Source organism: Pelomonas margarita (genome assembly GCF_043555875.1).
In the GTDB taxonomy this organism is placed as follows: Bacteria; Pseudomonadota; Gammaproteobacteria; order Burkholderiales; family Burkholderiaceae_C; genus Pelomonas; species Pelomonas margarita.
In genome coordinates, this window is the sequence record NZ_JBIGHW010000010.1 from 116,181 (window position 1) to 135,090 (window position 18,910).

The 18,910-nt window shown below is 67.7% G+C and carries 15 protein-coding genes and 1 riboswitch; of the genes, 10 read left to right on the top strand and 5 right to left on the bottom strand.

What is annotated here, in order from left to right:
• The first annotated feature begins 67 nt into the window (after positions 1–67).
• Positions 68–520, top strand: a complete 453-nt coding sequence (locus ACG0Z3_RS17450) for a Smg family protein (RefSeq protein ID WP_268166839.1) — start codon at positions 68–70, stop codon at positions 518–520.
• A gap of 46 nt (positions 521–566) precedes the next feature.
• Here ACG0Z3_RS17450 and ACG0Z3_RS17455 read toward each other — a convergent pair whose 3' ends face one another.
• From ACG0Z3_RS17455 to yajC, 4 genes are read right to left on the bottom strand one after another with little or no spacing between them, the layout of a single operon-like run.
• Positions 567–2,996: a DUF1631 family protein gene (locus ACG0Z3_RS17455; RefSeq protein ID WP_394399760.1), complete on the bottom strand. Its 2,430-nt coding sequence runs from the start codon at positions 2,994–2,996 to the stop codon at positions 567–569.
• Between the two features lie 42 nt (positions 2,997–3,038).
• The gene (gene secF, locus ACG0Z3_RS17460; RefSeq protein ID WP_394399761.1) at positions 3,039–4,073 is read right to left on the bottom strand and encodes a protein translocase subunit SecF; all 1,035 of its coding nucleotides are present in this window, start codon (positions 4,071–4,073) and stop codon (positions 3,039–3,041) included.
• 12 nt (positions 4,074–4,085) lie between these two features.
• Positions 4,086–5,981: a protein translocase subunit SecD gene (gene secD / locus ACG0Z3_RS17465; protein WP_394399762.1), complete on the bottom strand. Its 1,896-nt coding sequence runs from the start codon at positions 5,979–5,981 to the stop codon at positions 4,086–4,088.
• A 60-nt stretch (positions 5,982–6,041) separates the two neighbouring features.
• Positions 6,042–6,371: a preprotein translocase subunit YajC gene (gene yajC / locus ACG0Z3_RS17470; RefSeq protein ID WP_394399764.1), complete on the bottom strand. Its 330-nt coding sequence runs from the start codon at positions 6,369–6,371 to the stop codon at positions 6,042–6,044.
• 143 nt (positions 6,372–6,514) lie between these two features.
• Between yajC and ACG0Z3_RS17475 the strand changes: the two genes are divergently transcribed.
• The 9 genes from ACG0Z3_RS17475 to ACG0Z3_RS17515 all read left to right on the top strand — a co-directional run bounded on the left by ACG0Z3_RS17475 (position 6,515) and on the right by ACG0Z3_RS17515 (position 17,225).
• Positions 6,515–7,606, top strand: a complete 1,092-nt coding sequence (locus ACG0Z3_RS17475; protein ID WP_394399766.1) for a DNA glycosylase AlkZ-like family protein — start codon at positions 6,515–6,517, stop codon at positions 7,604–7,606.
• A gap of 83 nt (positions 7,607–7,689) precedes the next feature.
• Complete coding sequence (gene ppk2 / locus ACG0Z3_RS17480; protein WP_394399768.1) at positions 7,690–8,868, top strand: polyphosphate kinase 2; 1,179 nt, start codon at positions 7,690–7,692, stop codon at positions 8,866–8,868.
• 36 nt (positions 8,869–8,904) lie between these two features.
• Positions 8,905–8,982, top strand: a riboswitch (S-adenosyl-L-homocysteine riboswitch).
• A gap of 73 nt (positions 8,983–9,055) precedes the next feature.
• Entirely contained in the window at positions 9,056–10,474 is a 1,419-nt protein-coding gene (ahcY, locus tag ACG0Z3_RS17485) for an adenosylhomocysteinase (RefSeq protein ID WP_394399770.1), read from the top strand.
• Between the two features lie 87 nt (positions 10,475–10,561).
• Positions 10,562–11,308 carry a TlyA family RNA methyltransferase gene (locus ACG0Z3_RS17490; protein ID WP_394399772.1) on the top strand — a complete coding sequence of 249 codons (747 nt, stop codon included), beginning with the start codon at positions 10,562–10,564 and terminating at the stop codon, positions 11,306–11,308.
• Positions 11,305–12,156, top strand: a complete 852-nt coding sequence (gene metF, locus ACG0Z3_RS17495) for a methylenetetrahydrofolate reductase [NAD(P)H] (RefSeq protein ID WP_394399774.1) — start codon at positions 11,305–11,307, stop codon at positions 12,154–12,156. Before ACG0Z3_RS17490 ends, metF begins: the two co-directional genes overlap by 4 nt.
• A 129-nt stretch (positions 12,157–12,285) precedes the next feature.
• Positions 12,286–12,900 (top strand): OmpW/AlkL family protein, encoded by a 615-nt coding sequence (locus ACG0Z3_RS17500; protein ID WP_394399776.1) that lies wholly within the window; start codon positions 12,286–12,288, stop codon positions 12,898–12,900.
• Between the two features lie 134 nt (positions 12,901–13,034).
• A complete protein-coding gene (locus tag ACG0Z3_RS17505; protein WP_394399778.1) occupies positions 13,035–15,359 on the top strand; it encodes a TonB-dependent receptor plug domain-containing protein in 2,325 nt (774 codons plus the stop codon).
• Positions 15,360–15,489: 130 nt separating this feature from the next.
• On the top strand, positions 15,490–16,746 hold the full coding sequence (locus tag ACG0Z3_RS17510; protein WP_394399780.1) for a putative Na+/H+ antiporter: 1,257 nt from the start codon (positions 15,490–15,492) through the stop codon (positions 16,744–16,746).
• An 8-nt stretch (positions 16,747–16,754) separates the two neighbouring features.
• Positions 16,755–17,225 (top strand): low molecular weight protein-tyrosine-phosphatase, encoded by a 471-nt coding sequence (locus tag ACG0Z3_RS17515; RefSeq protein WP_394399783.1) that lies wholly within the window; start codon positions 16,755–16,757, stop codon positions 17,223–17,225.
• 18 nt (positions 17,226–17,243) lie between these two features.
• On the opposite strand, the gene ACG0Z3_RS17520 is transcribed toward ACG0Z3_RS17515, so the two are convergent.
• On the bottom strand, positions 17,244–18,758 hold the full coding sequence (locus ACG0Z3_RS17520) for an MFS transporter (protein ID WP_394399785.1): 1,515 nt from the start codon (positions 18,756–18,758) through the stop codon (positions 17,244–17,246).
• Positions 18,759–18,910: the final 152 nt, after the last annotated feature.

The following is an 18,910-nucleotide window of genomic DNA, read 5'->3' on the forward strand; positions in this document are numbered from 1 at the left end:
GAGGGGCTGATCCGGGGGGTTATTCGCAGCCGGGCGCGCCGAAACGCTGGGCTATCATTCCCTCACGATGTTCGATGTCCTGGTTTATCTCTACGAGACCTACTGGCGCCCGGACGCCTGCCCCGACCATGCGCAGCTGACGCGCAAGCTGACGGCGGTGGGCTTCGAGAACGAGGAGATCCAGGAGGCGCTGAGCTGGCTGCAAGGCCTGGCGGCGGCGGGCGAGGCCGTGCAGGCCGAGCAGAGCCCGCATGCGCTGCGCGTGTACTCCGCGTCCGAGATCGACCACCTCGGCGAGGCCTCCATCAGCTTCATCAGCTTCCTGGAATCCGCTGGCGTGTTGCCCGGCCCCATGCGCGAGATGGTCATCGACCGCGCCATGGCCATCGCCGGCAACGGCATGGAGCTGGATGACCTGAAGATCATCGTGCTGATGGTGTTCTGGAGCCTGGGCGAGGAGCCCGATGCGCTCATCCTCGACGAGCTGTTCGTCGCCCCCGAGGATCGGCTGATCCACTGAGCATCAGCTTCAATGCAGCAACACGGCGCCCCTTGCGGCGCCGTTTTCATTTCAGCAGCTGGTTCGGGTCAGCATCGAGTTTGGCGAGCGCCTTGCGCGTGGCCTGCACGGTCAGCGCCTCATCTTGCGCCGGCAGCAACAGGCCGGCCTGCAGGAAGGCGGCCATGCGGTTCAGCGAGAACAGCACACCACGGCCCTTGGGCGTGACGAACAGCGCCAGCTGCTTGCGCAGCCCGCGCCAGGCCAGCTGCACCTGCTCGTTGCGGCCGCGGTAGTCCAGCATGAACCAGCCACCCACCTGCAGCTCTCGCGCCCAGGCCACCATGGCCGGCGTCGGCGCCGAGCCGCCTTCGGCAACGACCTCCATGCCGTCGGACTCGTGGCCGGACAGGTCGCGCACCAGCATCTCGTCGACATGACTGTCGCCCGAGACGTCCTCGGGCAGCATGGCCTCCAGCGTCTCCAACTGGTCCATCAGCTCGTCCAGGCGCTCGCGCGGGATGGCAGCCGTCTTGGCAGTGAAAGCCGCCGCCAGCGCGTTGTTGAGCAGGCGCACATGATCGTCCTGCTTGTCGGTCGGCAGGCCGGCGTGGCTCATGCCGTCCCGCAGCGTCTTGAGCAGCGGCGGCAGGCGGCGGATGACGTCGGCTCGCTCCTCGCGAGAGGACTTGGCGCTGGCGCTCCAGATCAGGTCGGCCGCCGCACGCTTCATGGCCTTGGTGATATCGGACTGCGCACCGGTGCGCACAGCCGTGACGGCCAGCACGTCGGCCCAGACGTGGAACAGGAAGTCGCGCACGCCGTCCTGCACCGGCACCTCGGACAGCATCTTGCGCAGCTCGATGGTGTACTGGATGGCCAGCGTCTCGCGCTGCTCGACCTGCTGGGCCAGCGACACGCCGCGCTTGGAGGCCTGGTTCTCGTTCTCGAAATAGTGATCGAGGAACTTCTCGAACTCGGTCAACACAGTGGAGAACACACGCCGGCCGGTGTCGGGATAGGCCTCGACGACCTGCACGACGCGCTTGATCTCGCGCTCCAGCGCATCACCGCTGGCGCGCTCTGCACCCGGGCCGGTGGCCTGCGCCGCGTTGAAGCCCATCACGCAGGCACCCATGCGGTCGATGAGGCGGCGTGCCGGGTGGTCGGCGGCTGCAAAGAAGTCGGGCTCGGACACGGCTACGCGCAGCACCGGCATCTGCAACCGCGCGAACCAGACACGCACCGAGGCCGGGATGCGCTCCTCGGTCAGGATGCTCTGGAACATCATGGCCACGATCTCGATGGTGGCGCGCTCGGCGGGCGAGTTGGCGGCCTGCTTGAGGACCTGCTTGAAGGCCTGGTTGCGGGCGCCGATCTCCTCCAGCTGGCGCGGTGCGCTCTGGCCGCTGTCACCGCCCGCCGCAGGGACGGCGGCCGGTGCGGGGCGGCGCTGGAACGCATCCTGCGCATGGCGGATGGCACCCATCAATCGCGGCGACGCCGGCGCCGCCGGCTCGGCATCGGCCAGCGAGGGCTTGGCAACGGCGGCCTCTGGCACTGCGCCTACAGCGCCGAGCCCGGCCAGGCTGGGCTTGCCAACGCCTGGGCGGGCCGGCACCTGGCTCTTGGTGACCGGGAAGCCGGGCACGTGACGGGCCAGCACGCGCTGCAACTGCGCCATCACCTCGTCGGCCTGAGAGCTGGCGCGGCTGCGCGGCAGCTCGCCACTGCCGGACGGCGTGGACAAGGGCGCCAGGCCAGAGGCCGGGGCCGCCGTTGCCACAGCGGGTGCGATAGGCGCCCCCCCAGCAGCGGCAGCCGCCTCCCGCGCGGCCTGGGCCGTGCGGCGGATGAAAGGCCGCAGGTCCACCTCGGGCAGCACCTTCTGGGCGATCAGCCAGCGGTTGGTCTCGTGGTAGGCCTCGCTGATGAGCTGGGCGAACTCCTCATGCAGCTCGTGATGCAGCAGCTGCCAAATGGGGGCATCCAGGCCCACACGGGTCCAGGCGTCCAGCGCGATGCGGGCGATGACATGAGCGCGCAGCAGGTCGAGCGGCTCGAGATCATCGTGAGCCTCCAGCGTCTGCATGCGGGTGCGCAGGTCGGTGAACTCCCAGGTCGCGCGATCCATCATGACCAGCGAGAGCCGCGAGCTGGTGATCTCCCGCTCGATGGTGGAATCGTCCACCAGGCTCATCTTGTGCGTCTGGGGCGTTGCGCCGGTGTCGTGTTCACGGGCGTTGTCGCTGACGCCATGCTGGGCCGCGTGGCGCAGCGCGCCGACGACAGCCATCTGCCAGTTGGGGCCCAGCTTCTGCCACGCCTGCACCGCATCACGCCGCGCCAGCATGACCGCATGCGGCGCCCCCTGCGACAGCAGCTGCGCAGCACCCTGGCCGACGGCAGCCACCAGGGGCGTCATGCCGCGCACCAGGGCTTCGAGATAGACGCGCCGTGCCTGGGTGGCCAGGGCCTGGTTGCGGGCGGCGGTCATGGGAGCGTTAGGGCGCAGCGATGGTGGGAGTTCGAAGTCACTCTACACGACGGCCCCGGCGTTCGGGTCGTTGGGGTCGTCGCGATTCACGGTCGCCTTCACCAGGTCTTCACGCTTGACGCCCAGCCACATCGCGATGGCTGCGGCCACGAACACGGAGGAGTAGATGCCAAACAGAATGCCGATGGTCAGCGCGACGGCGAAGTAATGCAGCGTCGGACCGCCGAACAGCAGCATGGACACCACCACCAGCTGTGTGGAGCCGTGGGTGATGATGGTTCGGCTCATCGTGGTCGTGATGGCGTGGTCGATGACCTCGCGCGTGTCCAGCTTGCGGAACTTGCGGAAGGCCTCGCGCACCCGGTCGAAGATGACGACGGACTCGTTCACCGAGTAGCCCAGCACCGCCAGGATGGCCGCCAGCACCGCCAGCGAGAACTCCCACTGGAAGAAGGCGAAGAAGCCCAGGATGATGACCACGTCGTGCAGGTTGGCGATGACGCCAGCGAGCGCGAACTTCCACTCGAAGCGGATGGCCAAGTAGATGATGATGCCAACGACCGTCATCGCCAGCGCCTTGGCGGCATCCCAGGCCAGCTCCTCGCCCACGGCCGGGCCGACAACCTCGGAGCGCGACAGCTGCAGGGGTTCGGCACCGGCGGCAGTCTTGCAGCTCTGCTTGCTGACCTGCTCGCCTTGCGCCGTCACCTCTTGGTGTTCGCTGACCGTACCGGCCTCGGCCTTGCACAGCTCGGCAAAGACCTTGCCGACCACCTCGGTCTGCTTCTCGCCGGGGCGCACGGGCAGGCGGATCATCACGTCACGCGAAGAACCGAAGTTCTGCACCTGCACCTCGCCGTAGCCCATCTTCTCGATGGTGTGGCGGGTCTTGTCGATCTCGGCGGCCTGCGGATAGGCCACCTCGATGACGGTGCCGCCGGTGAACTCGATGGAGAAATGCAGGCCGCGCGTGACCAGGAAGAACACGGCGGCGGCGAAGGTGATGAAGCTGATCGCGTTGAGGATCAACGCATGCTTCATGAACGGGATGTCCCGTTTGATGCGGAAGAGTTCCATGGGGTACTGTCCTCAGGCCTTGGCGGCGTCGTCGGTGGCTTCGGCGGCGGGCTGGTCGCCATCAGGCCTCCAGACCTGGCCGATGGAGACGCTCTTGAGCTTCTTCTGGCGGCCGTACCAGAGGTTCACGAGGCCGCGAGAGAACACGACGGACGAGAACATCGACGTCAGGATGCCCAGGCAATGCACGACGGCGAAGCCCTTGATCGGGCCAGAGCCGAAAATCAGCAGCGCGAGGCCGCAGATCAGCGTCGTGACGTTGGAGTCCAGGATGGTGTCCCAGGCGTGCTTGTAGCCGAGGTTGATGGCCTGCTGCGGCGGCAGCCCGTTGCGCAGCTCCTCACGCACGCGCTCGTTGATCAGCACGTTGGAGTCGATGGCCATGCCCAGCGCCAGCGCCATGGCGGCAATGCCGGGCAGGCTCAGCGTGGCCTGCATCATGGACAGCACGGCCATCAGCAGCAGCAGGTTGAATCCCAGCGCCAGCGACGAGAACACGCCGAACAGCATGTAGTACACGCACATGAACACGGCCACGGCGACGAAGCCCCAGGTCACGCTGGCGATGCCCTTCTCGATGTTTTCCTGGCCGAGGCTCGGGCCGATGGTGCGCTCTTCGATGATTTCCATCGGTGCGGCCAGCGAGCCGGCGCGCAGCAACAGGGCGGTGTCGGCCGCCTCCTGCGTGGTCATGGCGCCGGAGATGTAGAAGCGGTTGCTGATCTCGGAGTTGATGGTCGGCGCGGTGACGACCTCGCCCTTGCCCTTCTCGAAGATCAGGATGGCCATGCGCTTGCCGACGTTCTCGCGCGAGACCTCCTTCATGATGCGGCCGCCCTTGGCGTCCATCGTCAGGTGCACGGCGGGCTGCTGCTTGTCGTCAAAGCCGGTCTGCGCATCGGACAGGTTGTCACCCGTAACGAGCACCTGACGCTTCACGATGATGGGGCCGAAGCCGCGGTCGATGTAGCGCTCGGTGCCGAAGGGCACGGGGCCGTTGCCCTTCAGCGCCTCGATGGCCTCGGCACTGTCGTCCACCATGCGCAACTCCAGCGTGGCGGTGCGGCCGATGATGTCCTTGGCCTTGGCGGTGTCCTGCACACCCGGCAACTGCACGACGACGCGGTCGGCGCCCTGCTGCTGGATGATGGGTTCGGCCACGCCGAGTTCATTGACGCGGTTGTGCAGCGTCGTGATGTTCTGCTTGATTGCTGCGTCCTGCGTGGCGGTGCGCGCCTGCGGCGACAGCTCGCCGTTCAGGCGCAGCTCGCTGCCGTCGCCCTGCGGGGTCCAGACGATGTCGGACAGCTGGTCTTTCAGCAGCGCCTGCGCTGCCGTGCGCTGCGCGGCGTCGCGAAAGGCCACAACCACGGTGTTGCCGTCGCGGCTGATGCCGGCATGGCGGATGTTCTTCTCGCGCAGCAGGGTGCGCACGTCGCCGGTCAGCGATTCGGCCTTCTTGGTGAGGGCCGCCTTCATGTCGACCTGCATCAGGAAGTGCACGCCGCCGCGCAGGTCCAGGCCCAGGTACATCGGGTTGGCATGCAGCGCCTTCAGCCACTGCGGCGAGCGCGACAGCAGGTTGAGCGCAACGATGTAGGACGGATCGGCCGGGTTGGGATTCAGCGCCTTACTGATCGCGTCCTTGGCCTTGAGCTGCGTGTCGGTGTCGCCGAAGCGGGCCTTGACGGAGTTGCCGTCGAACTGCACATAGTCCGCCTGGACGCCGGCGGCCTTCAGCGCGGCCTCAACGCGTTCCTGCATCGAGGCGTCGACCTTGACGGTCACCTTGCCGCTGGACACCTGCACCGCCGGCGCTTCGCCGAAGAAGTTGGGCAGGGTGTAGAGCGTGCCGATCAGCAACGCGACGAGCAGGATCGCGTACTTCCAGAGCGGATAGCGGTTCATTCGAGACTTTCTGATCAGCGCCGCAGCGGGCACCCGGAGGTGGCGTCGCGCCGGCTTACTTCAAGCTGCCTTGACGGACCCTTTAGGGAGAACCTGGGTGATGGCGCTGCGCTGCAGCTGCAGCTCAACGCCGTTGGCGACTTCGATGTGGATGAAGTTGTCGCCCAGCTTGCTGACCTTGCCGAGGATGCCGCCGGCCGTCACGACCTCGTCGCCCTTGGCGATCGCCTCGATCATGGCCTTGTGCTCCTTCTGGCGCTTCATCTGCGGCCGGATCATGACGAAATAGAGCACCACAAACATCAGCACCAGCGGCAGCATGCCGAGGAGGCCGGACTCGGTACTGGCGGCCGGAGCGGCGGCCTGGGCGTAGGCGTTGGAGATGAACACGTTGATTTCCTTGAAGATCTGATCGCTCGTCGGGCGGCTGCGGCCACCGCAAAGCAACCTTGGATTCTAGTGCCGGGGCGCGGGACGATCCGCCCGCCTGCTAACCTGGAACACCCCCGCCTCGCCGGCCGCCGCCGCCCCGCATGAACGCCTCCCCCGACCTCGCGGCGCTGCGCCGCCACGCCGTCGCGCGCAGCCTGTTCGCCCCCGCCACGCTAATGGCGGCCGTGGAGCGCCTGGGCGGATTCGTACAGGCCGACCCGCTGCGCGCGCCGGCACGAGCCCAGGACCTCACGCTGCGCCACCGCGTCAAGGGCTACCGGGCCGGCGATCTGGAGCGCCGCTACCCCAGGCTCGACCTGCAGGAAGACTTCTTCATCAACTACGGCTTCGTGACGCCGGCGCTGCGCGCGCTCATGCACCCGCGCACCGCGCGCCGCGAATGGGATGCCGCGCGCTGGCAGCTCGCTCGTGCCGTGCTGGCGGAGGTCGAGCGGCTGGGCGAGGCCCACCCTGCCGAGGTGGATGCGGCACTGGGTCACGGCCCGGTGAAGAACTGGTTTGGCGGCAACAGCCGGCTGTCGACCGAGTTGCTGGACGGCCTCCACTTCCGCGGCCATCTGGATGTGGTGCGACGCGACAACGGCACGCGCGTCTACCGCCTCGCACACCCCTGGCAGCCGCCAACCGACCCGCAGGCCGCGATGGACGCGCTGGCCGATGCGGTGATTCAGAAGTACGCGCCTCTGCCAGCCGGCAGCCTGTCAACGCTGATCAGCATGCTGGCCGGCGGCGCCCGCCAGTGGCAGGCGCTGCGCAAGCCCACGCTGGCCCGGGCCAAGGCGCGGCTGGCACATGCCCACGTGGACGGCGTGGACTGGTACTGGCCCGCCGACGAAGACCCCCGGCAAGGCTGGCGCATCCCGACGCAGGTGCGGCTGCTGGCGCCCTTCGACCCCGTGGTGTGGGACCGCCGCCGCTTCGAGCTGCTGTGGGGCTGGGCCTATCGCTTCGAGGCCTACACACCGGCGCCCAAGCGGGTGCGCGGCCACTACGCGCTGCCGCTGTTGTGGCGCGACCAGGTCATCGGCTGGGCCAATGCCAGCGTGAAAGGCGGCGCGCTGACGGTCGACGTCGGCTATGTGGCCGGCAAGCCGCCGCGCGAGGCCGCCTTTGCTCCGGCGCTGGACGCCGAGGTGGCACGCCTGCACGACTTCCTCGGCCTGGGCGGCTGAAGCCCCCACGGTCTTGACCGCGATCAAGCCGGGCCGGCACGGCCGCGCGCAGCATCGTCATCCAACCGTCATCAAGAGGAGCGATGCCTATGCCCACCCCGCCCCGCGCCCGCAGCGCCGACCCCGCTCGCCCGACCCCGCGACGCAGCAGCGCCCGCCGCACCACGGCCGGCGACACCTCGCCCCGGCTGGATGCGGCCGGGCTGGAGAAGCACCGCGTCGCCCGCGCCACCACGCGCCACCAGGCCATGGGCAGCGAGACGCTGGCCGAGCTGCTACGCCGCCACCAGCAGGGCGATGCCGGCCCGCAGGCACTGGCGGAGGATCTGGCCACGCTGCTGGACGGCAGCTCGCCCGACGAGCGCCGCCATCTGCGTCGCGCGCTGCGCCAGCACGAGGACGCCATCACCCCCGAGGCGGAGGCGGACGTCGACACTGCGTTGAACCCGCGCTGGCGCCAGGGCGGCTATCCGTACAAGAACCTGCTCTCGCGCAGGAACTACGAGAAACAGAAGTACCGGCTGCAAATGGAACTTCTGAAGCTGCAGGCCTGGGTGAAGGAAACCGGCGCACGCGTCGTCATCCTCTTCGAGGGGCGCGACGCGGCCGGCAAGGGCGGCACCATCAAGCGCTTCATGGAGCACCTCAACCCGCGCGGCGCCCGCGTCGTGGCACTGGAGAAGCCCAGCGAGGTGGAACGCGGCCAGTGGTACTTCCAGCGCTACGTGTCCCACCTGCCGACAGCCGGCGAGATCGTGCTGTTCGACCGCAGCTGGTACAACCGTGCCGGCGTCGAGCGGGTCATGGGCTTTTGCTCCGAGACGGAATACCAGGAGTTCCTGCGCCAGACGCCGGAGTTCGAGCGCCAACTGGTGCGCTCGGGCATCCACCTGTTCAAATTCTGGTTCTCGGTCAGCCGCGCCGAGCAGCGCCGCCGCTTCAAGGAGCGCAAGCTGCACCCGCTCAAGCAGTGGAAGCTCAGCCCCATCGACATGGCCAGCCTGGACAAGTGGGACGACTACACACGCGCCAAGGAGGCGATGTTCCTGCACTGCGACACGTCCGACGCGCCCTGGACCGTCATCAAGAGCGATTGCAAGAAGCGCGCACGCCTGAACGCGATGCGCTTCGTGCTGAACCGCCTGCCCTACGCCGAGCGCAAACCCGAGCGCGTGGGCGCCGTGGACCCGCTCATCGTCGGGCGGCCGGCACTCGTTTCCATGCCGGGCGACGATTTGTTGGCAGGGGGTGGCGCGAGCTGAGCGCGCACGCGACGCCGAGCATCGCTAGAATCTGTGGCTTCCGAGGAGCGTTGCAACCTCAGCACCCTTGAGGCCAGGCTCGGAACAGACACCCTGCAACTGCGCTCACCCGCTGACCGACGGTCGGGGTGAGCCATGTACTCTCCTCCGGCACGCGCCAGCGGCTTCATTCCCTGAAGGAGCCGTCATGACCGCCAACCTCCCCGCCCACATCGTCAAGGACCTGTCGCTGGCCGACTGGGGCCGCAAGGAAATCAAGATCGCCGAGCACGAGATGCCGGCGCTGATGGCTATTCGGCGCGAATACGCCGCGTCGCAGCCGCTGAAGGGTGCGCGCGTCACCGGCTCGCTGCACATGACCATCCAGACGGCCGTACTGGTCGAGACGCTGCAGGCGCTGGGCGCCGAAGTGCGCTGGGCTTCGTGCAACATCTTCTCGACGCAGGATCACGCCGCCGCCGCGCTTGCTGCCGTCGGCACGCCCGTGTTCGCCTACAAGGGCGAGACGCTGGAGGACTACTGGGACTACACCCACCGCATCTTCGAATTCGCCGGCAAGGGCGAGCCGGGCGAAGGCCCCAACATGATCCTGGACGACGGTGGCGACGCGACGCTGCTGATGCACCTGGGTCAGAAGGCCGAGAAGGACCTGTCCGTGCTGGCCAACCCCGGCAGCGAGGAAGAGCGCATCCTGTTCGCCGCCATCAAGAAGAAGGTTGCCGAAGACGGCACCTGGTACACCCGCAAGGCGGCCGAGATCATCGGCGTGACGGAAGAAACCACCACCGGCGTGCTGCGCCTGAACGAGATGGCGGCCAAGGGCACGCTGCAGTTCCGGGCCATCAACGTGAACGACTCCGTCACGAAGAGCAAGTTCGACAACCTCTACGGCTGCCGCGAAAGCCTGGTGGACGCCATCAAGCGCGCCACCGACGTGATGGTGGCCGGCAAGATCGCCGTCGTGGCGGGCTACGGCGACGTGGGCAAGGGCTCGGCGCAGGCGCTGCGCGCGCTGTCGGCCCAGGTCTGGGTGACTGAGATCGACCCCATCTGCGCGCTGCAGGCCGCGATGGAAGGCTACCGCGTCGTGACGATGGAATACGCCGCCGACAAGGCCGACATCTTCGTGACCGCCACAGGCAACAAGAACGTCATCCGCCGCGAGCACATGGAGGCGATGAAGAACAACGCCATCGTCTGCAACATTGGCCACTTCGACAACGAGATCGACGTCGCGTCCATCGAGAACTGCACCTGGGACGAGATCAAGCCGCAGGTCGACCACGTCATCTTCCCGGATGGCAAGCGCATCATCCTGCTGGCCAAGGGCCGCCTGGTGAACCTGGGCTGCGGCACGGGCCACCCGAGCTACGTGATGAGCTCGTCGTTCGCCAACCAGACCATTGCCCAGATCGAGCTGTTCGCCCACAAGGAGCGCTACGAAGCCGGCAAGGTCTACGTGCTGCCCAAGCACCTGGACGAGAAGGTCGCCCTGCTGCAGCTGACCACGCTGAACGCGCAGCTGTCGCAACTGACCGACGAGCAGGCGGCCTACATCGGCGTGAGCAAGGCCGGCCCGTTCAAGGCCAACACCTACCGCTACTGATCCAAGCCATGCAGCCCCCACGCTCACTCCGTTCGCTGCCCCCCGAGGGAGCGCGTCAGCGCCTTCGGGCGGCCGGGCGCCGCTGACATGCGCGCTGACCAGCTCCTCGTCGCCCAAGGCCTGGCCCCGACCCGCTCGGTGGCCCAGCGCCTCATCGCGAACGGCGCAGCCGAATGGGCTGCGCCCACCGGCTGGGCCGCACTGAAAAAGGCCGGCGAGGACCTGCCCGAGACGGCGCAGCTGCGCGTCACCGACGACGCGGAGCTGCGCTACGTGTCGCGCGGCGGGCTCAAGCTGGAAGGCGCGCTGGCCCGCGCGGGCCTGGATCTGACCGACCACACCGTGCTCGACCTGGGCCAGAGCACCGGTGGCTTCACCGACTGCCTGCTGGCCAACGGCGTGCGCCACGTGGTGGGCGTGGATGTGGGCCACGGGCAGCTGCATGCGCGGCTGCAGGCAGACCCACGCGTCACCGCACTGGAAGGCGTGCACGTGCGCGAGCTCGACGCACTGCGCCCGCACTCACCCACGGGCGGCTTCACGCTCATCGTGGGCGACCTGAGCTTCATCACCATGGTGGGCAGCCTGCCGCACCTGCTGCCCTGGCTGGAGGTGCACGGCCACCTGCTGCTGCTCATCAAGCCGCAGTTCGAGCTGGGCCCGCAGGCACTGGACAAGCGCGGCCTCGTCAAGGACGAGGCCGACTACGTTGCGCTGGAGGCACGCGTGCGCCTGGCCTGCACGGCGCTGGGTCTGAAGGTGCTCGACTACTTCGACAGCCCCATCACCGGCGGTGATGGCAACCGCGAATTTTTTCTACACGCGTCCCGATGAGCACGTCCGTTTCCTTCGAATTCTTCCCGCCCAACACGCCGGTCGGCGTCGACAAGCTCAAAACCGTGGTGCAGGAGCTGGGTGCACTGCAGCCCCAGTACTTCAGCGTCACCTACGGCGCCGGCGGCTCCACGCGCGACAAGACGCTGGCCGCTGTCATGGACATCGCCGGCGCCGGCTTCGACGCTGCGCCGCACCTGAGCTGCGTGGGCTCCACGCGCGAGAACATCGCCGAAATCCTGGCCACCTACCGTGAGCGCGGCATCCGCCGCGTCGTCGCGCTGCGCGGCGACCTGCCCAGCGGCACGGCCACGGCGGGCGAGTTCCGCTACGCGTCGGAGCTGGTCAGCTTCATCCGCCAATTCGAAAAGAACGGGCAGGGGCCGGACTGGCACATCGAGGTGGCCGCGTACCCCGAGACGCACCCGCAGCAGCGCTACGCGGCGCGCGACCTGCAGCACTTCGCCGACAAGATGCGCGTCGGCGCCGACGGTGCGATCACGCAGTTCTTCTTCAACCCCGACGCCTACTTCCACTTCGTCGACGAGGCGCGGCGCCTGGGCGTCACGCAGCCCATCACGCCGGGCATCATGCCCTTCCACAACTACGGCCGCATCGCGCAGTTCGCGCAGCGCGACGGCATCGAGATCCCGCGCTGGGTGCAGATGAAGATGGAAGGCTTCATGGACGACGCCGCCAGCATCCGCGCCTTCGGCCTGGATGTGGTGACGCGACTGTGCGAGCGGCTCATCGCCGGCGGCGCGCCGGGCATCCACTTCTATACGCTCAACCAGAGCGCGCTGACGCTGGCGTTGTGCCAACGCCTCGGCCTCGGCGCACAAGCTTGATCCAGCACAAAGCCACCCGCTGAGCGCGGCACGCCCGCCGCGGCACCTTGTGTTGGCTCAAATCGCGCCGGGCGGGCGGCGCGTTCAATGACTGCCATCGGGACACGTCCCATTCACCAGGAGTCATTGATGAAGTTCGCTACCCCCCTGCGTCTGGCCACCCTCGCCGTTGCCGCCCTCGCCCTGCAACCGGCCCAGGCCAACGAGGGCCCGCTGATGGTCCGCGTGCGCGCCGTGCACCTGGACTCGGCCAACAAGGACAGCACCGGCCTGGGTCTGTCCATCAACAACAAGACCCTGCCCGAAGTCGACTTCAGCTACTTCGTGACGCCCAACATCGCGGCCGAGCTGATCCTGACCTACCCGCAGAAGCAGCGTCTGTATTCCAACGGCACCGAGATCGGCTCGCTCAAGCACCTGCCGCCCACGCTGACGCTGCAGTACCACTTCAGCCCCGACACCACCGTGCGCCCCTACGTCGGCGTGGGCGTGAACTACACCAACTTCTCCAGCGTGAAGTTCGCGCCGGCCGTGGCCACCGCGCTCAAGCCCGGCATCAAGCACAACAGCTTCGGCCTGGCCTGGCAGGTGGGTGCCGACGTCGAGATCACCAAGGGCACCTACCTGAACTTTGACGTGAAGAAGGTGAACCTGGGCACGACCGTGTACTCCAACGGCGCCTCGGCCGGCAAGTTCAAGGTCAACCCGACGCTGGCCAGCGTGGGCCTGGGCTGGCGCTTCTGAGGCACCCCTCCCGGGGATGACGAGCGGTGCGGCGCCGAGCGGCGCCGAGCCGCGCAGCACCGCTCAACCGGCGCTCATGTAAATGAGCGCTTTACGTGAGCCACGCTCACGGCCGCCCTCCAGAATGCGCGGCCATGAGCCGCCTTCTCCTTGCGCTGACCGCGCCGTGCATCTGTGCCGTCAGCGCGCAGGCCCTGGCACAGACCCCGCCTGTCACGCCCCCACCGCCCCCCGCCGCCAAGGCGCCGGCCATGCTGCCTGCGGCCACGCCGGCCGCCGAGAGCAAGGACAACAAGCTGGAGCGCGTGGAGGTCAGCAGTGGGCCCACGGCCAACAGCCGCCGCCGCAACAGCACGGCCAGCAAGATCGTCATCGAGCGCGAGGACCTGGAGAAGTACGGCGACGTCGCGCTGGGTGACGTGCTGCGCCGCCTGCCCGGCGTGACGCTGGGCGGCCGTCCCGGACGCGGCGGTGACATCCGCATGCGCGGCATGGGCGGCGGCGCCACGCAGATCCTTATCGACGAGGAGCGCCCGCCGCCGGGCTTCGCGGTAGAAGACCTGCCGCCCGACCAGATCGAGCGCATCGAGATCTACCGCGCGCCCACCGCCGCCACCGGCGCTCGCGCCATTGCCGGCACCATCAACATCGTGCTGCGCGAGCCGCTGCAGAAGTCCAATCACGAGGTGCGCATGGGCCTGGGCTGGGACCGCAACGAGCCCCAGGCCGATGCCAGCTGGACGCGCAACCTGAAGTGGGGCGGCCCCAACGGCGACGAGTTCGTTGGCGCCATCTCCACCAACGGCAATATCCGCCGGTTCTTCAACAACGTGGACACCGGCACCCGCCGGACTGACCTCCAGACCGGCGAGGTTATCGAGCAGAACACGCAGGTGGGCAACAGCGAGAGCCAGAACACCAGCCTCAACGGCAATGCCCGGCTGCGCTGGAAGTACAGCGACAAGCTGAACTTCAACCTATCGCCATCATTCTTCCTGTCGCAAAGCGAAGGCAGCAGCCAGACTGACGGCACCGGCACGCGCTTCCGCGACAACCACAGCGAGAACGACGCCAGGAACCACAACCTGCGCCTGAACCTGTCGGGCGACTACCGGCCCCAGGTGGGCGAGAGTTTCAGCCTCCGCGTGGGCGCGGGCACCTCCAAGAACACCCGGAACAGCCAGCGTCGCGACAAGACCATCATCCGCGGCGTCACCACCGATCGCACGCAGGAGGATCACAGCTCGGTGGAGGACAACCAGGCCAGCATCAACGGCCGCTGGAGCCTGAAGACCGCGCAGGAACACCAGTGGGTCACCGGCGCAGAAGGCGAGCGCAGCGAGCGCACGCAGGTGGTCGACACGCTGGTCAACGGCATCGCGCCGCAAGGCCTGGTGCGCTTCGGCAACACGCTGGCCACGCGCAACGAGCGCTTCGCCGCCTACACGCAGGACGAGTGGAGCCCGAGCAAGCAGTGGTCGCTCTACGCGGGCCTGCGCTACGAGCGCATCGAGACGACGGTCGCCGCCACCGGCGAGCTGCCCGAGACGCGAAACCTGTCCCAGGTCACGTCGCCGCTGCTGCACATCCTGTGGAAGCCCGCAGCCTTTCCCAAGGATCAGGTGCGCCTGAGCCTGACGCGCAGCTACCGCTCGCCCAACCTCAACGACCTCGCTGCCCGGCCCAGTATCAACACCATGTATCCAGAGGGCGCCAACGAGCAGACCCACGCCGACCGCGCCGGCAACCCCGACCTCAAGCCGGAACTGGCCACCGGCATCGACCTGAGCGTGGAGCACTGGCTGCCCACCGGCGGCATCATCTCGGGCACCGCCTTCGTGCGCGACATCACGAACATGATCCGCCGGGAAGTGCAGCTGGAGACGGTGAGCTGGGACACCGCGCAGCGCTGGGTCATCCGCCCGCGCAATCTCGGCAGCGCGCGCATGACGGGGCTGGAGTTCGAGTTCAAAGCCCGAGTGGATGAACTCTGGGAAGACGCGCCAGCCGAACTGCAGATGATGCTGCTGCGCTTCAACGCCGCCGTCTTCAAGAACAAGGTGCAAGGCTTTCCAGGCAACAGCAATCGCGTCGGCGACCAACCGCGCGGCAGCTTCAACTTTGGCATCGACCACCGCTGGAAGGCCTGGGGCCTGAATTTCGGCAGCGGCTTCAACGCCAACTACGTGCCAGCCACACGCGAGCAGGTGACCGAGACGCTGCGCCGTGACATCACGGCACGCCGCCAGTTCGACGCCTACCTGTCCTGGAGCAGCGGCGCCGTGCGCGACGGCATCAACTGGCGCCTGACCATGGCCAACCTGACGCCGCGCGACGCCGAGGACAGCTCGGTCGGCATCAGCCCCAAAACCCTCACGCAACCTGAGTCCCTGACCGAGAGCTGGTCGCGCAACAAGACCTTCCGCGTCGTCTCGCTGCGCGCCGACATGCGCTTCTAGCCGGCAGCCGGCTCGCTACACTGCGCGCCGGGTGCTGCTCCGGGTGTCGGGGCAGCAGGACTTCTGCGATGGTCGGGCCGCCTCGCACGTGACCCGTGGGCCGCGCACCGGCCCCGCTGAAAAGGCTGCCATGTCCGACACCGCCCTGCAGTACACCGCCCTCGCGCTCTTCGCGCTGGCCCTGGCCCACACCTTCGCGGCCAAGCAGTTCGAGCGACTGTCCCACCGCTTCCCGCGCCATGCGGGCCTGTTCCACCTGCTGGGCGAGGTGGAGGTGGTGTTCGGTTTCTGGGCCATCGTGCTCATTCTGACGATGGCGCTGGGCAAGGGCGGCGCCCAGGCGCTGGCCTATGCCGAGTCGCGCAACTACACCGAGCCGCTGTTCGTCTTCGTCGTCATGGTGGTGGCCGCCTCGCGGCCGGTGCTGCGCACGGTGGTATGGGCCGTGGACACAACCGCCCGCCTGCTGCCGCTGCCCAATGCGCTGGCCAGCGCTTGGCTGGGCCTGGCGGCCGTGCCGCTGCTGGGCTCGGTGATCACCGAGCCCGCCGCCATGACCATCGCCGCGCTGATGCTGGCGCCGCAGGTGTTCCGCCCCGACGTGCCCGAGCGCATCAAGTATTTCGCGCTGGGCGTGCTGTTCGTCAACATCTCCATCGGCGGCACGCTGACCTCCTACGCTGCGCCGCCGGTGCTGATGGTGGCCGCCACCTGGCAGTGGGACAGCGCGTTCATGTTCAGCCACTTCGGCTGGAAAGCGGCGGTGGCCGTGCTGGCCAACGCCACGCTGGCCACGGTGCTGCTGCGCAAGCACCTGCACGGCAGCAGCGCCGGCGCCGCCGCCAGGGAGGCGCCGGTGCCGCTGCCCGTGGTGCTGGTGCACCTGGCGCTGCTGGGCGGCGTCGTGCTGCTGGCCCACCACCCGGTGGCCTTCCTTGGGCTGTTCCTGCTCTTCCTCGGCTTCACGCAAGCCTACGAGCGCCACCAGAACCCGCTGATCCTGAAGGAGGCGCTGCTGGTGGCCTTCTTCCTGGCCGGCCTGGTGGTGCTGGGCGGCATGCAGGCCTGGTGGCTGCAGCCCATCGTCTCCAGCCTGGAGCCGCTGGCGCTGTTCTTCGGCGCACTGGGCCTCACGGCCGTCACCGACAACGCGGCGCTGACCTACCTCGGCTCGCTGATCGCCGGCATCTCCGACGACGCCAAGTACATGCTCGTGGCCGGCGCCGTGGCCGGCGGCGGTTTGACGGTGATTGCCAACGCGCCCAACCCGGCCGGCGTCGCGCTGCTCAAGCGGGGCTTCGAGGACGAGTCCATCGGCGCGGGCGGCCTGCTGCTGGGCGCGCTGCTGCCCACGGCGCTGGCGGCCGCGGCCTTCCTGCTGCTGTGAGCGCCGCCATGCCGGCGCCGCGCATCCTGTTCTTCTGCATGGGCAACATCTGCCGCAGCCCGACGGCGGATGGCGTCATGCGCGCCAAACTGCAGGCCGCCGGCCTGCACGCCGAGGTGGACTCGGCCGGCACACACGGCTGGCACGTCGGCGCCCCGCCCGATGCGCGCAGCCAGGCGCACGCACGCCGACGCGGCTACGACCTCAGCAGCCTGCGGGCCCGCCAGTTGGTGGCCGAAGACTTTGAGCGCTTCGACCTCGTGCTCGCCATGGACGGCGACAACCTCGCCCACGCCGAGCAGCTATGCCCACCGGGCCGGCGCGACCGCCTGAATTTGCTGCTGGACTACGCGCCGCAGCTGGGCCAGCGCGAGGTGCCCGACCCGTACTACGGCAGCGACGCCGGCTTCGAGGCCGTGCTGGACCTGGTGGAAGCCGCCTGCGACGGCCTCATCGCCACCGAACTGCAGCGCCGCTGAACGCCGTGCGCTGCGCCATCAGGCGCGCGCCTCCACGGAGCCGTCCTTGGGTGCCAGCTTGTTGTTGCCCCAGCACTGCTCGTACTTCCAGCCTGTCAGCTCCTCCGCCACAGCGCGGGCCTCGGGCGACACATCGGCAATCCGGCCACCGGCCTTGATGCGGGCAATTTCCTTGAGCAGCACCGCGTGGTTCTGGCGGTCCAGCTTCATCTGGTAGGTGTAGTAGATGCCGCCCAGGCCCAGCGCAATGACGCCCAGCGCGAACACGCCCACGATGGCATTGACGGCGCTCTCCGGCTGCGTGGCCTGGCCGGACAGGAAACCGAACTCGCCCAGGATCCAGCCCATCGCGAACACCACGGCCGAGCGGGTGATCTTGCCGGCAAAGGTCATCGCGCCGGCATAGATGCCTTCGCGGCGGCGACCCGTCAGCACCTCGTCCACATCGGCCAGGAAGGTGTAGACCGTCCAGGGAATGTAGTACACGCCGCCCGTGCCAAGCCCGAACACCGCCGTGATGGCGAACAGCGCGATCACCGTCGTTTCCTTGGACCAGCCCAGGTAGAACAAGGCCGTGTAGGCGAGCACACTGCCCAACACCACCAGCAGCGCCAGCCGGTAGGGGCGCGCGAAACCGAACTTGATGCAGAAACCGATGAACAGCATCGTCGAGATCAGCTGCATCACCGAGCTGAAACTGTTCAGATACCCGACCGTGGACTTGTCCTGGCCCAGGCCGAAAATGATGAAGTAGGTGAATATCGAGGCAAACAGCCATTCCGCACCAAACCCCAGCAGATACATGCCCAGGTGCTTGCGGAAAATCTTCAGGTGGAAGGTGGACAGCATGTCCAGGCACAGCTTCTTGAGGGCCTTGAGCAGGCTGCCGGCACGCTCCTGCACCACCTCGTGCGGCGCGCGCTCCCAAGACGTGAGGTACAGCGCCACCATCGCACCGCACATGATGAACGCGTAGATGATGCCGGTCAGCAGGAAGGGCGTGGCCGATTCCTTGCTGTAAATCAGGAACAGCTGCGCCGGGATGAACGCCGCCAGGAAATTGGCCGCCTTGCCGAACATGGCCTTGGACCCCGTCAGCTTGGTGCGCACGGCGAAATCGTCCGTCATCTCCGTGGCCAGGGTTTCGTACGGCACCATGATCATCGTGTACACCAGCTCAAACAGGATGTACATGCTCAGGTAATACCAGAAGCCAAAACCCTCCAGCCACATCAGCGGATACAGCAATACCGCCGGAATGCCGAGCAGAATGAAAAACCGCCGACGGCCGAAGCGGCGCCCCAGCCGGGTGTTGTAGAAGTTGTCGCTGATGTACCCGATGATCGGATTGCTGAGCGCATCGACGATGTTCGCGACGGCAAAGATCGTGGCCGCCTCCACCACCGTCAGTCCGCAGAAGGTCGTGTAGAAATACAGCAGCCAGGCCGACGCGATGGCCAAGGCCCCGCTGCCCAGCAGGTTCGCACTGCCGTAGCTCAGCGTGTGCTTCAACGAGATGGTTCTGCCTGTCATGTGCTGCCTCCTGCCGAAATGGACTGTTGTTCCATTTTTTGCGACCTCTTGTTCCATCAAGTATCCCATGTCCGGCTTCTGCGGCACCTGCCGGGAACCCGGGGGCCGGCGCCACGGCCGCCACGCCGGGTTTCCGCGGGTAAGCCGTATTT

What these genes read in the sequence shown, in the direction of transcription:
- ACG0Z3_RS17520 (WP_394399785.1), bottom strand. Translation starts at nt 18,758, where the DNA reads ATGACAGGCAGAACCATCTCGTTGAAGCACACGCTGAGCTACGGCAGT.
- ACG0Z3_RS17490 (WP_394399772.1), top strand. Translation starts at nt 10,562, where the DNA reads ATGCGCGCTGACCAGCTCCTCGTCGCCCAAGGCCTGGCCCCGACCCGC.
- secF (WP_394399761.1), bottom strand. Translation starts at nt 4,073, where the DNA reads ATGGAACTCTTCCGCATCAAACGGGACATCCCGTTCATGAAGCATGCG.
- ACG0Z3_RS17505 (WP_394399778.1), top strand. Translation starts at nt 13,035, where the DNA reads ATGAGCCGCCTTCTCCTTGCGCTGACCGCGCCGTGCATCTGTGCCGTC.
- ahcY (WP_394399770.1), top strand. Translation starts at nt 9,056, where the DNA reads ATGACCGCCAACCTCCCCGCCCACATCGTCAAGGACCTGTCGCTGGCC.
- ppk2 (WP_394399768.1), top strand. Translation starts at nt 7,690, where the DNA reads ATGCCTATGCCCACCCCGCCCCGCGCCCGCAGCGCCGACCCCGCTCGC.
- ACG0Z3_RS17450 (WP_268166839.1), top strand. Translation starts at nt 68, where the DNA reads ATGTTCGATGTCCTGGTTTATCTCTACGAGACCTACTGGCGCCCGGAC.
- ACG0Z3_RS17515 (WP_394399783.1), top strand. Translation starts at nt 16,755, where the DNA reads ATGCCGGCGCCGCGCATCCTGTTCTTCTGCATGGGCAACATCTGCCGC.
- ACG0Z3_RS17510 (WP_394399780.1), top strand. Translation starts at nt 15,490, where the DNA reads ATGTCCGACACCGCCCTGCAGTACACCGCCCTCGCGCTCTTCGCGCTG.
- ACG0Z3_RS17500 (WP_394399776.1), top strand. Translation starts at nt 12,286, where the DNA reads ATGAAGTTCGCTACCCCCCTGCGTCTGGCCACCCTCGCCGTTGCCGCC.
- secD (WP_394399762.1), bottom strand. Translation starts at nt 5,981, where the DNA reads ATGAACCGCTATCCGCTCTGGAAGTACGCGATCCTGCTCGTCGCGTTG.
- ACG0Z3_RS17455 (WP_394399760.1), bottom strand. Translation starts at nt 2,996, where the DNA reads ATGACCGCCGCCCGCAACCAGGCCCTGGCCACCCAGGCACGGCGCGTC.
- metF (WP_394399774.1), top strand. Translation starts at nt 11,305, where the DNA reads ATGAGCACGTCCGTTTCCTTCGAATTCTTCCCGCCCAACACGCCGGTC.
- ACG0Z3_RS17475 (WP_394399766.1), top strand. Translation starts at nt 6,515, where the DNA reads ATGAACGCCTCCCCCGACCTCGCGGCGCTGCGCCGCCACGCCGTCGCG.